10 protein-coding genes are annotated in these 14103 nt (G+C 71.4%); 2 read left to right on the top strand and 8 right to left on the bottom strand.

Going from position 1 to position 14103, the window contains the following annotated elements; genetic code table 11:
• Window positions 1-13: 13 nt before the first annotated feature.
• From HHX41_RS11355 to HHX41_RS11335, 5 genes are all read right to left on the bottom strand, one after another.
• On the bottom strand, window positions 14-979 hold the full coding sequence (locus HHX41_RS11355) for an ABC transporter permease (RefSeq protein WP_169983192.1): 966 nt from the start codon (window positions 977-979) through the stop codon (window positions 14-16).
• Entirely contained in the window at window positions 976-1926 is a 951-nt protein-coding gene (locus tag HHX41_RS11350) for an ABC transporter permease (RefSeq protein WP_182905908.1), read from the bottom strand. The genes HHX41_RS11355 and HHX41_RS11350 overlap by 4 nt, the downstream gene beginning before the upstream one ends.
• The gene (locus tag HHX41_RS11345) at window positions 1919-3469 is read right to left on the bottom strand and encodes a sugar ABC transporter ATP-binding protein (protein WP_182905907.1); all 1551 of its coding nucleotides are present in this window, start codon (window positions 3467-3469) and stop codon (window positions 1919-1921) included. The genes HHX41_RS11350 and HHX41_RS11345 overlap by 8 nt, the downstream gene beginning before the upstream one ends.
• A 94-nt stretch (window positions 3470-3563) precedes the next feature.
• Window positions 3564-4634 carry an ABC transporter substrate-binding protein gene (locus HHX41_RS11340; protein ID WP_182905906.1) on the bottom strand — a complete coding sequence of 357 codons (1071 nt, stop codon included), beginning with the start codon at window positions 4632-4634 and terminating at the stop codon, window positions 3564-3566.
• Between the two features lie 108 nt (window positions 4635-4742).
• Entirely contained in the window at window positions 4743-7292 is a 2550-nt protein-coding gene (locus HHX41_RS11335) for a PA14 domain-containing protein (RefSeq protein WP_220503938.1), read from the bottom strand.
• A gap of 356 nt (window positions 7293-7648) precedes the next feature.
• Here HHX41_RS11335 and HHX41_RS11330 point away from each other — a divergent pair, with 356 nt between their 5' ends.
• Both HHX41_RS11330 and HHX41_RS11325 read left to right on the top strand, forming a co-directional pair.
• Window positions 7649-8449, top strand: coding sequence for a DeoR/GlpR family DNA-binding transcription regulator (locus HHX41_RS11330; RefSeq protein ID WP_310741929.1), 801 nt, complete (start codon window positions 7649-7651; stop codon window positions 8447-8449).
• 66 nt (window positions 8450-8515) lie between these two features.
• The gene (locus HHX41_RS11325) at window positions 8516-10012 is read left to right on the top strand and encodes a sugar ABC transporter ATP-binding protein (protein ID WP_310741928.1); all 1497 of its coding nucleotides are present in this window, start codon (window positions 8516-8518) and stop codon (window positions 10010-10012) included.
• Between the two features lie 876 nt (window positions 10013-10888).
• Here the strand turns inward: HHX41_RS11325 and HHX41_RS11320 are convergent.
• From HHX41_RS11320 to HHX41_RS11310, 3 genes are read right to left on the bottom strand one after another with little or no spacing between them, the layout of a single operon-like run.
• Window positions 10889-12076 (bottom strand): sulfotransferase, encoded by a 1188-nt coding sequence (locus HHX41_RS11320; protein ID WP_182905905.1) that lies wholly within the window; start codon window positions 12074-12076, stop codon window positions 10889-10891.
• Entirely contained in the window at window positions 12064-12840 is a 777-nt protein-coding gene (locus HHX41_RS11315; protein ID WP_182905904.1) for an SDR family oxidoreductase, read from the bottom strand. Before HHX41_RS11315 ends, HHX41_RS11320 begins: the two co-directional genes overlap by 13 nt.
• The gene (locus tag HHX41_RS11310) at window positions 12840-14009 is read right to left on the bottom strand and encodes a hypothetical protein (protein WP_182905903.1); all 1170 of its coding nucleotides are present in this window, start codon (window positions 14007-14009) and stop codon (window positions 12840-12842) included. Before HHX41_RS11310 ends, HHX41_RS11315 begins: the two co-directional genes overlap by 1 nt.
• Window positions 14010-14103: the final 94 nt, after the last annotated feature.

The raw sequence follows: 14103 nt of genomic DNA, 5'->3' as shown, positions 1-14103 counted from the left end.
CGACCGGCCCGGGCTAGCCGAGGCGCTGCGCCCGGCCGAGCAGCCGCTGGGCGACCACGACCAGGGCGAGGAACAGGCCGCTGACCACCTGCTGGAAGGCCGACGTCAGGTTGCCCACCTGGTTGATCAGGCTCTGGATCACCCCGAGCAGCAGCACGCCGGCGATGGTGCCGGTGATGCCGCCCGCTCCACCGGTCAGCAGTGTGCCGCCGATCACCACCGCGGCGATCACGTCGAGTTCCAGGCCGATGCCGAGGATCGTGACGCCGGAGGAGAGCCGGGCCGCGTTCAGCACCCCGGCGAGGCCCGCGAGCAGGCCCGACATCAGGTAGACGTAGACCTTCGTACGCGCTACCGGCACGCCCATCAGCGCGGCCCCCTGCTCGTTGCCCCCGACCGCGTACACGTTCTGGCCGAACGCCGTCCGCTGGAGCAGGACCATGGCGGCCACCGCCAGGAGCGCCGTGATGTAGACCGGCCAGGTCAGGCCGAACACCCCGCCCTGCCCGAGCCGCGCGAACGCGGAGTCCTCCACGAGGTAGGTCGTGGCGCCCTCGTCGGAGAACGCCAGCATCAGCCCGCGCACGCCCAGCAGCCCGGCAAGTGTGACGATGAACGGCGCCATCCCGGTCCTGGCGATGAGCAGCCCCTGGAGCAGCCCGACCAGCCCGCACGCGGCGAGCGGCAGCGCCAGCGCGACGAACAGCCCGTACTGCGAGCCGTACGCCGCGAGGACCCCGCCGAACACGAACAGCGACCCCACCGACAGGTCGATGCCGCCGCTGATGATCACGAAGGTCATGCCGACGGCGATGATCGCGGTGAACGACGAGGACACGAGGACGCTCGCGGCGTTGCCCGCGGTGGCGAAGGAGTCGAAGGCGACGCTGCCGACGATCACCAGCGCCGCCAGCACCATCAGCGCGCCGTGCTGCTGGAGGACGCGGCTCACCTGCTCGCGTCCGGGCGATCCGGTCATCGGGTTCCTCGCTCCCTGGTGGCGTAAACGGCGGCCAGGATGATGACCGCCTGCACGATCTGCGTCCACGACTGCGGCAGGTTGTGCTTGATGAGGGTGGCCGACAGCAACTGCATGAGCAGGGCGCCCATGACCGTGCTGAGCACCCGGATACGCCCGCCGCTCAGCGGCGTGCCGCCCACCACGACCGCCGTGATGGCCGACAGCTCGATGAACAGGCCGAGCGAGGTCGGATCGCTCGCCTGCAGCCGCGCGGTCGCGAGCACCCCGGCGAGTGCGGCCAGCACCCCGGAGATCACGTAGACCAGCAGCAGCACCCGGCGGACGGGCAGCCCGGACAGCTCGCTGGCCGCGCGGTTGCCGCCGATCGCGACCACCTGCCTGCCGAACGTCGTCCTGCGGACCACGAACGCCATCAGCAGCGTCAGCACGGCCGCGATGACCACGATCACCGGCACGCCGGACAGCGAGCTGCTGCCGAGCGCGATCAGGTCGGGGTTGCGGAACTCGACGAGCTGCGGGACGAGCACGTTGGCCAGGCCCCGGACGCCGACCAGCAGCGCGAGTGTGGCCACGATCGGCTGCACGCCCACATAGGCGACCAACGCGCCGCCCGCCGTCCCGGCCACCGCCCCGCCGGCGAGGGCGGCCAGCAGCGCCGGCCACGCGCCGTACCCCAGGTAGAGCGCGACGAGCGCGGCGGCCAGCGCCATGACCGAGCCGACCGACAGGTCGATGCCCTGCGTGCCGATGACCAGCGCCATCCCGAGCGACACGATCACGATCGGGGCGACCTGCACGAGCTGGGTGCGGAAGTTCGCCACGTCGAGGAAGTGGGGGGTGAACAGCACGTTGAACAGCAGGAGGACGCCGACCGCGGCGTAGACGCCGTACTCCTGGGCCCAGGCGAGCACCCGCCGCCCGGGCGGTGCGACCGCTTCAGCCATCGGACTCCGCCCCTCGTTCGGCGATGGACGCCATGATCTTGTCCTCCGTGACGTCGTCGCCGGACAGCTCGCCGACGACGGCGCCCTCGCGCAGCACCAGGATCCGGTCGGCGCCCTCCACCAGCTCCTCCAGATCCGACGAGATCAGTAACACGCCGAGGCCCTCCTCGGCCAGCTCGTCCACGAGGGCCTGCACCTCGGCCTTGGCGCCCACGTCGATGCCGCGGGTGGGCTCGTCCAGCAGCAGGACCTTCGGCCGGATGGCGAGCCACCGCGCGAGCAGCACCTTCTGCTGGTTGCCGCCGGACAGCTCCTGCACCGGCTGGTGGGGCGAGGCCGCCTTGATCCTTAACCGGTGCATGAAGACCTCGACGACCTTGTCGATCTTCGCGTCTGAGACCACTCCGGCCCGCGACAGCGACGGCAGGGCGGCGAGCGCGATGTTCTCCCGGACCGACAGCGCCGGGATGATGCCCTCGGCCTTGCGGTCCTCGGGCAGCAGGCTGACCCCGGCCCTGATCGCCGCCGTGGTCGAGCCGGTGCGCAGGGGCAGGCCGGCGACGAGCACCCGGCCCGCGTCCAACGGGAGCGCGCCCACGATGCCCTTGGCGGTCTCGCTGCGCCCCGCGCCCAGCAGCCCGCCCAGGCCGACGACCTCGCCCGGCCACACCGAGACGTCCACCCCGCGCAGCGCCTGCCTCCGGGTCAGGCCCACGGCCTGTACGGCGGGCTGGGCGCCGTCCCGGTCCCCGGTCCGGTGGCGGTCCCGGGAGAACCTGGTCAGGCCTCCGGTCCTGACCTCGTCGAGGTCGCGGCCCAGCATGAGGGCGATGAGCTTCAGCCGTTCGAGCCCGGCGAGCGGGCCCGTGTGCGCGACCCGCCCGTCGCGCAGCACGGTGACCCGGTCGCACACCTCGTACAGCTCGTCCAGGCGGTGGCTGACGTAGACGACCGCGATGCCGTCGTCCCTGAGCTTCCTGATCACCGAGAACAGCGTCTCGACCTCGCGCGGCTCCAGCGACGAGGTGGGCTCGTCCATGATGACCACGCGGGCGTCGACCGCCACGGCCCTGGCCAGGGCGACCATCTGCTGGGCGCCCATCCCGAGCGTGCGCAGCGGGCGGCGCACGTCGGTGACGACTCCGTAGCCCGCGAGGATCCGCTCCGCCTCGCCGTACATTCCGGCGGTGTCGATGACGCCCAGGCGGCCGCGCGGCTCGCGGCCCAGCATCAGGTTGCGGGCCACGCTCATCATGGGGACGAGGTTGACCTCCTGGTAGATGGTCGAGATCCCGGCGCGCTGCGCGTCGAGCGGGGTCCCGAAGGCCACGGGCGAACCGTCGTAGATCAGCTCACCGGCGTCCGGGCGGTGGACGCCGGTGAAGACCTTGATCAGCGTGGACTTGCCCGCGCCGTTCTCGCCCACGAGGGCGTGCACCTCGCCGGGGAAGAGGGCGAGGGACACGCCGTCGAGGGCCCTCACGCCGGGAAAGCGCTTGCTGATCTGCCTGGCCTCGAGCACCGGTGCGGCCGACTGGCTCAATGACTTCCCTTCCTCGCGCGGATCTCCGCGCGGCGTGCGCGCGGGCCCCCGGTGTCCGCGTACGGAACCGGGCGCCCGCGCGGGCCTTCGCGGGTCAGTAGGCCTCGCCGAGGGACGCCTCGGCGTTGGAGCCGTCGTACTCGCGGTCGGAGATGATGACCTTGTCCGGGATCGGCTGCCCGTCCAGGAACTTCTGCGCGGTCTCGAAGGCGAGCGGCCCGAATCTGGGGTTCGACTCGACGACCGCGTGCAGCCAGCCGTCGGCGATGGCCTGGACGGCGCTGCGGGTGCCGTCGACCGACACGATCTTTATGGCGCCCGGGTCCTTGCCGGCGCCCTTCAGCGCGGTCACCGCGCCCAGCGCCATCTCGTCGTTCTCGGCGTAGATGCCGTTGATGTCGGGGTTGGACTGGATGAGCTGCTCGGTGACCTGCTGGCCCTTCTCCCTGGCGAACTCACCCGTCTGCTCGAAGGAGATCTGGATGCCGGGCGCCTTCTCCTTGACCCGGTCCTTGAAGCCGTTGGTGCGCTCGGTGGTGACGTTGTTGCCCGGCGCGCCGAGCAGGATCGCCACCTTGCCCGTGCCGCCGAGCGCGGTGATCATCTGGTCCGCGGCGCGCTTGCCCTGCTCGTAGAAGTCCGAGCCGATGAACGTCAGGTAGTCGCTGCACGGCTTCGCGTTGATCTTGCGGTCGACCGTGATGATCGGGATCTTCTTCGCGGCGGCCTGCTGGAGCACCGGCTCCCAGCCGTCGGAGTTCAGCGGCGCGATGACGAGCAGCTTCACCCCCTGGGCGATGAGCTGCTGCACGTCGGTGATCTGCTTGGAGAACTGCGACTGCGCGTTGGTGACCTTGAGATCGGCGATGCCGAGCTTGGCCGCCTCGTCCTTGATGGACTTGGTCTCCGCGATGCGGAAGGGGTTGGCCTCCTTCTCCGACTGGGAGAAGCCGACCGTGGCGGTCTTGAGGTCGAACTTCGTGCCGCCGAACTGCTCCAGTGTGCAGGTCGGGCCGGCCGAGCCCGCCGGGCTCTGCACCACCTGCTGCTGCGCGGTCGCCGCGGCGCCGGCACCCGACGTGGCCTGGGTCTCCGCCTTGGCGCAGCCGGCCGCGCCGAGCAGCACGGCGAGGGTGATCGCGGCCGCGCGGGGATATGGCTTCATGGTGATCCTTCCGATGGGGGGTGACACGGCGGGCCGGAGGGACACGTCGTGCGCGTCCTCGGGGCCGGCGGCCCGGACCGTCGTCCGGGCCGCCGTGGTGCCGATCGATCAGGCGCAGGCCGGGAGGATCTCCGCGGTGAGCGCCTTGTTGGCGTCGTGAACGCGCTTGACGTCGGGCTTGGTCACGGCCCTGTCGTAGGTCATCAGGCCGTTGATCTCGGTCTCCACGTCGGTCGTCTGGGTGTAGACGGCCGCGCTCAGGCCGTTGCAGGCGTGCAGCTTGCGCAGGGCGTCGTCCATCTCCAGGAAGCGCTTGGTCAGCGCCTCGCCGTCGGCCTCGACCGCGTAGCCCCAGCCGCCGCCGGTCCAGGTGTGGCCGACCACCGGCAGGGCGAGCCCGCCGTACTCGCCGAGCACCGACGCCCGGAAGAAGCCGGGCTTACCGGGGCTGCCGGGTCCGGGGTAGATGTGGTAGTCCATCACGTCGCCGTTTCCGCCGTCCTGGGCGCCGCAGCAGTTGATGCCGCTCATGTTGTCCACGAGCCGGGAGGGGTCCAGGCTCTTCACGTAGTCGGCGATCCTGGAGATGTCGTACTGGCCCCAGCTCTCGTTGAACGGCACCCACATCACGATCGACGGGCTGCTGCGGTGCTCGTCGACGATCTCCTTCAGCTCGGTCTCGAACTGCGTCTTGTCGGCCGCGCTCGCCGCGCCGAACATCGACGGCATGTCCTGCCAGACGAGCAGGCCCAGCTTGTCGGCGTAGGCGTACCAGCGGTCCGGCTCCACCTTCATGTGCTTGCGCACCATGTTGAAGCCGAGCGCCTTGGTCTGCTCCAGGTCGTACCGCAGCGCCTCGTCGGTCGGCGCGGTGTAGATGCCGTCCGGCCAGTAGCCCTGGTCGAGCGGGCCGAACTGGAAGACCGGCTTGCCGTTGAGCAGGACCCGGGTCGTGCCGTTCACCCTGCCGACCGAGGTGGAGCGCATGCCGAAGTAGCTCTCCACCTTGTCGCCGCCCTTGAGCTCGACCGTGAGGTCGTACAGGTACGGGTCGTCGGGCGACCAGAGGTGGGGGTCCGGGATCGGCACGGCCAGCTCCTTGCCGGTCGGGCCGGAGACCTTGCCGATGACGCGCTTGCCGGCGCGGGCGGTGACAACGGCGGTGGCGTCGCCGCTCGCCCTGACCTTCACCCGCAGGGACTGCCCGAGCACCTCGGGGACCGTGTCCACGGCCTCGATGTGGGTCTTGTCGACGGGCTCCATCCAGACCGTCTGCCAGATGCCGGAGGCGGGGGTGTACCAGATGCTGCCCGGGTTGAGCCGCTGCTTGCCGATGGGCTGGCGGCCGTTGTCGGTCGGATCGGTCACGCCGACGACCAGCTCCTGCGGGCCCTTGCGGGTGAGCGCGTCGGTCACGTCCACGGTGATCCTGTCGTAGCCGCCCTTGTGGGTGCCGACCTGCTTGCCGTTGACGTAGACGACCGACTCGTAGTCCACGGCGTCGAGGTGGAGCAGGACGCGGTCCTTCTTCCAGGAGGCCGGCACCTCGAAGGTGCGGCGATACCACATGCGGTCCTCGTGGCGGCCGATGCCGGACAGGCTCGACTCCACGGGGTAGGGCACGACGATCCGCTCGCCGAGGTCGCGGCCGAAGGGCGGCGCCTCACCGTCCTTGGCGGCGGCGAACTGCCAGGTGCCGTTGAGGTTCTGCCAGCGGTCGCGGACGAGCTGCGGACGGGGGTACTCGGGCAGCGGATTGTTCGCGTCCACGTCGCCCGACCAGCGGGTCTTCAGCACGTACGTGGAGCCGTTGGACACCGGGACCCAGGTGAACGCCTCGATCGCGGTGCCGTCCGCCCTGGCGAGGCCGCCCTTGCCGTCGTAGGAGGCCCGGATGTCGGCGGCGAGACGGGGGATGGGGAAGCCGAGCTTCAGCGTGACCTTGGTGGTCCCGTCGAGGGCGGCCGACGCGACCTGCCACTTCGTGCCGGCCACCGTCAGGCCGAAGTGCCCGGCGGCGTCTGCGGGGAGCGCCGCGAGCGCGGTGTCGCCGAAGTCGAGGGTGGCGGTGTCGCCCGCCGCGTCGACGGCGGCGCTGTCCGGCCCCGGCGGGTCGAAGCCCTCGGGGAGGTAGAACGCCTCCGCCGGCACCGCCTGCTTGGCCTGGCTGGGGCTCTGCCAGCGCAGGTGGAGGTTGGCGCCGCCGAAGTGCTCGAAATACTCGACCTTGATGTCGTACTTCTGGCCGGCCTGCAGGGTGATCGGGGTGCCGGTCTGCTCCTTGTCCCAGTCGTCCACCCAGTGGTCGATGACGAGCGTGTCGTTCACCCAGAGCCGGAAGCCGTTGTCCCCGATAATCGAGAAGGTGTACGGCTCGGAGTACGCGGGCTGGATGCGGCCCGTCCACCGCACGGTGACGTCGTCCTCCCGTCCGGTCAACGAGGTGAAGACCGGATTGAGGTCGGGCAGTTCGAGATCCGGGTCGATCACGGTGGCCTTGAGCTGGGCGAAGTCGAACTTCCCTGCTGCCGAGGACAGGTAGTAGTCGCCGCGCAGGCCGTGCCGGTCGGCGCCGGCGGCGGTCGCGGGACCCTGCCCCGCGACCTGCCAGACCGCGCCGAGAACGACGGCCAGGAGTAAGAGGATGGGCTTTCTCACAGGGATCCTTTCCTGCGGGCAGGGCGGAGCCGGGCGGACGCGCCGTACGGCGTGGCCGCGTCCGGCCGGCGCGGCGGCGGCGGCGCTCCGAGGCGGCACCGCGCGCCGACGGCCACCTGCCGTGACGTGGGGGGTGGGTCGAGATCGGAGCCGCGGACGTCCGGGCACGCGGGGATCGTGCCATTGAACGGGACCGATCAGATTCGGACAGGATCGAGTCGGTTATCGCCCTCAAATAAGCACCGCGGTGGCCATCCGGTCAAGAGATCGGATCAGATTCGTTCATTTCCGGTCAGCGATGCGCCCGTTTCGCTGGTCGACTATGATCGGAACCGGTCACAGCGGAGGGTGGGGGCGTGGTCGACACGGACAGCGACGGGCGCCGGCCCGTGTTCGCGGCCGAGCGCCGCCAGCGCATTCTGGAGTTGGTGCGGGCCAACGGCGCCGTCTCGTTGCGCGAGCTCGCGCAGGCGGTCCAGTCGTCGGAGGTCACCGTCCGCCGCGACCTGCGCGCGCTGGAGTCGGAGGGCCTGCTCAACCGGCACCACGGCGGCGCCACCCTCCCCGGCGACCTGAACAGGGAGGCCAGCTACGTTCAGAAGGTGGCGCTCTCCTCGGCGGAGAAGTCCGCCATCGCCGATCTGGCCGCGTCGCTGGTCGAGGACGGAGACGCCATCGTCATCGGCCCGGGGACCACCACCCAGGAGTTCGCCCGCAGGCTGAGCAGGCACACCGAACTCGCCGTGGTCACCAACTCCCTGCTCGTCGCCCAGGCCCTCGCCAACTCCCCGCGCATCGAGGTGATGCTGACGGGCGGCACGCTGCGCGGTCCGATCCTCGCCCTCGTCGGGAGCGCGGCCGAGCGGTCCCTCGCGGGGCTGCGCGTGCGCCGGGCCTTCATCTCCGGCAACGGGCTGACCGCCGACCGCGGCCTGTCGACCCCGAACATGCAGGTCGCCTGCGTCGACCAGGCCCTGGCCGCCGCGGCCGAGGAGGTCGTCGTGCTGGCCGACCACACCAAGATCGGCATGGACGCGATGGTGCGGACCGTGTCCGCCGAGCAGATCGATCACCTGGTCACCGACGACGCCGCCCCGCGCGACGTGCTCGACGAACTGGGCGGCAAGGGCGTCCGCCTGCATGTTGCTCAGATTTGATCGAATGTGACGGCCTCGTTACGAGATTGTTTCCTGCCGGGCGCACCATTCGAGGCGGAGGCAACCGTGCTGCAGGCGGCAGGTATTTGCAAGAGCTTTCAGGGCGCGCCGGCGCTCGACCACGTCACCCTGGCCCTGCGGGCCGGGGAGGTCCACGCGCTCGTCGGCGGCAACGGCGCGGGAAAGTCGACCCTGGTCAAGGTGCTCTCGGGAGTGTGCAGGCCGGACGCCGGCCGATTACGCCTCCTCGGGGAAGAGGTCGCGCTCTCCTCCCCCGCCGAGGCGGCCCGGCTCGGGATCGCCACCATCCACCAGGAGGCCGGTCTCGTCCCCACGATGAGCATCGCCGCCAACCTGTTCCTCGGGCGAGAGCCGCGCGGCCGCTTCGGCCTGATCGACTTCGCGGCCATGCACGCGCGGGCCGCCGAACTGCTGGCCGCCTACGGCCTGCGCGCCGACCCGCGCCGCCCGCTCGGCTCGCTCGGCGACGGCGCGCGTCAGCTCGTCGCCCTGGCGCGGGCCGCGTCCGCGGACGCGCGGCTGGTCGTCCTGGACGAGCCCGCCTCCGCGCTGGAGCGCGACGAGCTGGACATCCTGTTCGGCGCGATCTCCCGGCTGCGCGACGAGGGCCGGGCGGTGCTGTACGTCACCCACCGGCTCGACGAGCTCTACGAGATCTGCGACCGCGTGACCGTGCTGCGTGAGGGCCGGGTGGTGCACACCGGGCCGCTCGCCGGCCTCGACCGCCGCAGGCTGGTCTCGCTCCTGCTCGGCCGGCCCTTCGCCGCCGGCGGGGCGGACGCCGCCGTCACCGGCGAGCCCGCCGGCCCACCGGCCGACGAGCCCCTGCTCGAAGCCCGGGGGCTGACCCGCCGCCACGTCCTCCGCGACGTCTCCCTCGCCCTGCGTACGGGAGAGGTGGTCGGCCTCGGCGGGCTGCGCGGCGCGGGGCGCAGCGAGACCGCGAAGGCGATCGCGGGCGCGCTGCGGGTGGACGCCGGGCAGGTGACGATCGCGGGCGCGCCCACGGGCAAGTGGTCGATCAGGAACGCGATCCGCGCCGGGGTCGGGCTCGTGCCGGAGAACCGCCGCGTGGAGGGGATCGTGCCGACGCTGTCGGTCCGCGACAACATCGCGCTGGCCGCGCTCCCCCGGCTGTCCCGCGCGGGGATCGTCTCCGACGCGCATCTGGACCGGATCGTCGCCACGTTCATGCGGCGGCTCGACATCCGGGCCGTCTCGCCCCGTCAGGCCGCCGGGGAGCTGTCCGGCGGCAACCAGCAGAAGGTGCTGCTGGCCCGCTGGCTGGCGATGCACCCGAAGGTGCTGCTGCTCGACGAGCCCAGCCGGGGCGTCGACATCGCGACCAAGCTGGCCATGCGGGCGCTACTCGACGACCTGGCGGTGGACGGGCTGGCGATCCTGCTGATCTCCTCCGACGTGTCGGAACTGGTGGAGAACTGCGACAGCGTGGTGGTCCTGCGTGACGGCGCGGTGGTCGGCGAACTCGCCGGCCACGAGGTCAGCGAGGACCGCATCATGGGAGCGCTCGCCGCGGGCTGACCCCGCTCCTGCGTGGGTTCCTCAGCGATGTCCCCGCGCCGGCCACCTCGCCCTCGCCCGCCTCGAACTCGTTCTGGCTGCCTGAGCAGAATTCGGCGACAGCCTTATCTCCTATTCGTCCGGCTCCCAAAATATGCGAATGTTGCATTTTTCCTAAAACTACAGCGGATTTGGGGCCGATTCCGTTACTTGACCGTTTCGAGCGCGCGGCTCATACTCCGCCCAGGACTAATTTCCCGGGGATATAAAAGGAGTGTCGCGATGACGGCCAGGAAGCCGACCGTAATCCTGTCCATTTCCGTATTGGCGCTCGCGGCCCTGGCGGCACCCGCACCCCCGGGCTTCGCGCAGGCGATCGCACGGACCACGGCCACCGCCGGCGACCCGCCGCCCGATGACGGAACGGCGGTGGAGGATCCGGAGGACACGCTCGCCGATCTCACGTTCGTGAACGGCGTGCGGGTCGTGTTTCGCAGTCGCCCACGTGCAATTCGGGGTACTTCTGGCATCCGGACTGGAGTGATTCCGCCATACCCGGGAGAGCACCCAAAGCGTACTATTCGGCGGACTTCGGCGGCAAAGCCCGCTATACGAATAGTTTCGTCTACAACTGCACCCCTCCGGGGTCACCGAGCTTCCTGTACGCGCGACACCGGATTTATTACCGGAACGCCTTCGGCAACTACGTCAAGCAGTTCGACAGCCAGGTGCCACCGGACGACTGGGAAGTGAAGACCAAGGGATCCGTTATGCGTTATCGGATGGCCGCCTACAGCGACGGCTGGAATTCGGACCCCAGCTGCGGCGGTGGTACGTGCAAATACCACCGAGAGGGCTTCTTCGGCTCCTGACGCGAGGGCGCGCTGCCCGGCGAGGTCACCTGGACGACCCGACGCCGGCGAAGCGATCCTCGACCTCCTCGGGGGTCAGCCCGAAGCCGGACAGCTCGTACCGGTGGGACGGCCGGGCCTCCCCCGAACGGCTCTCCTCGTGCAGGCGGGCCATGGCCGCGCGGGCGGCGTCGCCGAGCGGCAGCCCGAAACGGGCGTAGACCGCCTCGGCCGTGCCGAGCGGGTCGTGGACGAACTCCTCGTAGCGCACGTCGAAGAACCGCGCCGGATCGTGCCGGGCGCGGGCGGCGCGGAAGCGGCCGAGGCCCCGGCTCCACAGGCCGAGCTGGTCCCGCCCGATCACCGCACCGGTGAACGCCTCCGACCACCCGGCGGTCGCCTGCGCGGCGAGGCTGCACATCGACGCCATGGCGGTGACCGGGTCGCGGTGGGTCTGGACGACCAGCGCGCCGGGGTAGACGTCCATGATCGCGTCCAGGGCGAACAGGTGGCTGGGGTTCTTCAGCACCCACCGCCGGCCGGGGTCGCCCAGCCCGACGAGCTGGAGGATCCGCCGGTGCCGCTCGTAGGCGGGCCTCCAGTCCTGCGCCGCCAGCCAGGCCGAGTACGCCGGGATGTGGGCCAGGCACTCGAAGGAGACCGACCGCATCGACTGCTGGAGCAGCCGCCAGCACTCCTCGACCATGTCCGCCGACATGTAGTGCACGCCCATGAACTCCGGATGGCGCACGTGGTGCCGCTCGTACGCGGCCTGGGCGGCCCGGTACTCCGGGTCGCCCGCCCAGGTCTCGCGCGGCGGCCTCGGCCGGGGCGCGTCGGTCAGCCACAGCTCCAGCCCCTGGTTGCCGGGGTCGGCGGTCAGCAGCCGGTGCAGCGCGGTGGTGCCGGTGCGCGGCAGGCCGGTCACGAAGATCGGCCGCTCGACCGGCACGGCCGCGTGCTCCGGGTGCCGCCGCCACGCCTCCTCGCACCGCAGCCGGGCGGTCAGCGCGCCGCGCAGCATCGCACGGGCCGCCCGGGCGCCGGGCGGGGTGAGCGCCGCGTCCCGGGCGTACGACTCGAGCAGCACCCCGAGGCCGTCGAGGTAGGTGTCGTCCCCGAAGTCGGTCAGGCCGGTGGCGCCGCTCGCCCAGGCGTGCAGGTCCTCGATCGTGCCGACGCCGTCGCGTCCCGCGCTCAATCCGGTCGCCTCCGTACGTGTCAGTGGTGCCATTCGCCGCAGTTGACGTCGAGACACTGGCCGGTGACCGCCCGCGCGAGCGGGGACAGCAGGAACACCGCGGCGTCGGCGATCTCGTCGGGCTCGGGCAGCCTGCGCAGGTCGAGCGCGGCCGCGGTCTCGTCGTACACCTGCCGCACGGGGACGCCGCGCCGCCGGGCGAGGGCCTCGAAGTAGCGCTTGAGGTTGTCCGCCCAGATGTAGCCGGGCGCGACGCTGTTGACCCGCACCCCGCGCGGCCCGAGCTCGGTCGCCAGGCTCTGGGCGAGGGCGAGCAGGCTCGCCTTGGCCATCTTGTACACCCCGAAGGTGCGCCGCGAGTGCCGCAGCACCGCCGAGTTGATCATCACGACCGAGCCCGCCCGCTCGGCGAGCGCCGGCGCGAAGAGCTGGGTGAGCCGCAACGCGGCGAGCACGTTGGTCTCGAAGGCGGCGCGCACCGCGCCGAGGTCCACGTCGACGAGGTCGGTCATCGGCGGCATTGCGAAGGCGTTGTTGACCAGGCCGTCGACCCGGCCGCAGCTCTCCAGCGCGGTCGCGAGCAGCCGCCGCCGCGACGCCTCGTCGGTGACGTCGGCTGGCACCGGCACCGCCCGGCGGCCGAGCCGCGCGACCTCCTCCGCCACCGCCGCCAGCCGCTCCTCGCCGCGGGCGGCCAGCACCACGTCGGCCCCGGCCGCCGCGCACCGCAGCGCCAGGCCGCGCCCCAGCCCGGGCCCGACCCCCGAGATCACGACGACCCGGCCCTCCAGCGGCATCAGCCCAGCATCCTTCGGGCGACCGCGGCCTGCCGGGCGGCGATCCGGGCCGCCCACTCCCCCGGGCTCACCCGCTGCCGGTCGTGGTAGGGCAGCCGGGACGGCAGGTCCTCGAACCGCATCACCTCCACCTCGGGGCCGTCCTCGGGCCCGAGTGGGCGGGTCAGCCGCTGCCAGCGGATCTGCAGGTAGCCGCGGCGGTGCCCGGTGCGTTCGAGCCAGTTGGCCAGCCCGGGGTCGCGCTCGCCGATCACGTAGCGGATCTTCCCGTCGGGGTCGTGGCGGGCCTGGTCGGCGGTGAGGCTGGTCTGGTGGTTGACGTAGTCCAGCGAGACGTACCACATGCTGCCGAGCTGGAACCCCTGGTATGGCGCGACGTCGCGGCCCGCGGCGGGCACGGTGACGACCATGACCTGGTCGTCCTCGAGGTCGTAGTGGCCGACCGAGGAGTACTGCGTCGCGAGGCCGCCCGGGGTGGGCCTCGGTTCGGTCATCGTGTTGACCGGCAGCGTGAGGTAGTGCCGCTCCGGGAACGCGAGGAACGTCCGCAGCCGGCCCAGCAGCATCCTCGCGGCCACCTCGTAGCGTTTCGAGATCCTGTCCACGGCCGGGGGCGGGGGCGCCGACCCGAGCGTGTCGGCGCGGTGGACGCGGATCTCGCCGGGCCGCTCGGCGTCCCAGTCGGAGAAGACCTCGCGCACGATCAGCATCGCCGCTCCCGTTCCCAGCGTGCGGCGCGCCCCCGTGCCGGGCGGGCCGAAGCGCAGCTCGTACGACCCGTCCGGAGCGATCTCGATGTCACGGTCGTCGAAGGCGGTGAGGCTGCCGGGCGACCGCGCGGGCGAGTAGTCGCCGTCGAGCACCTGGAAGCTCAGGTCCGCCGTGGTGCCGCGGCGGCCCGTGACCACGTATTCGGCGTCGTCCCGGATGTAGGCGTGGAAGTAGAGCGTGTCGGGGTTGTCCAGGCCGAGCTTGGCGTACGGGCCGGTGGAGGCGGCGAAGAAGGGGAAGTCGCGGTCGTAGGCCCACGTCATGTGCAACGCCGCCTTGATGCCGCCCGCCAGGTAGTCCAGGCCCTCGGCCAGATCCTGCTCGGTCCGTACGTGCCGGGCGGAGCGGATGATCTTCTCGGCCTCGGCGATCGCCCGGGCGAACGGTTCCGTGGCCATCGGACTCCCTCCGCCGCGCGGCGCTGACGATGACCTTGCTCACCGTGAGAGTAGAACTCGTTCTAGGAACGGTCAACGGCACAGCCGGAAAGAG

Origin of the sequence: Microbispora sp. H13382 (genome assembly GCF_014161445.1) — a bacterium.
Lineage (GTDB): Bacteria > Actinomycetota > Actinomycetes > Streptosporangiales > Streptosporangiaceae > Microbispora.
Note: the sequence above shows the minus strand (reverse complement) of the source record. Positions and strands in the feature narration are given on the sequence as shown.

What these genes read in the sequence shown, in the direction of transcription:
- HHX41_RS11320 (WP_182905905.1), bottom strand. Translation starts at nt 12,076, where the DNA reads ATGGCACCACTGACACGTACGGAGGCGACCGGATTGAGCGCGGGACGC.
- HHX41_RS11315 (WP_182905904.1), bottom strand. Translation starts at nt 12,840, where the DNA reads ATGCCGCTGGAGGGCCGGGTCGTCGTGATCTCGGGGGTCGGGCCCGGG.
- HHX41_RS11340 (WP_182905906.1), bottom strand. Translation starts at nt 4,634, where the DNA reads ATGAAGCCATATCCCCGCGCGGCCGCGATCACCCTCGCCGTGCTGCTC.
- HHX41_RS11350 (WP_182905908.1), bottom strand. Translation starts at nt 1,926, where the DNA reads ATGGCTGAAGCGGTCGCACCGCCCGGGCGGCGGGTGCTCGCCTGGGCC.
- HHX41_RS11310 (WP_182905903.1), bottom strand. Translation starts at nt 14,009, where the DNA reads ATGGCCACGGAACCGTTCGCCCGGGCGATCGCCGAGGCCGAGAAGATC.
- HHX41_RS11355 (WP_169983192.1), bottom strand. Translation starts at nt 979, where the DNA reads ATGACCGGATCGCCCGGACGCGAGCAGGTGAGCCGCGTCCTCCAGCAG.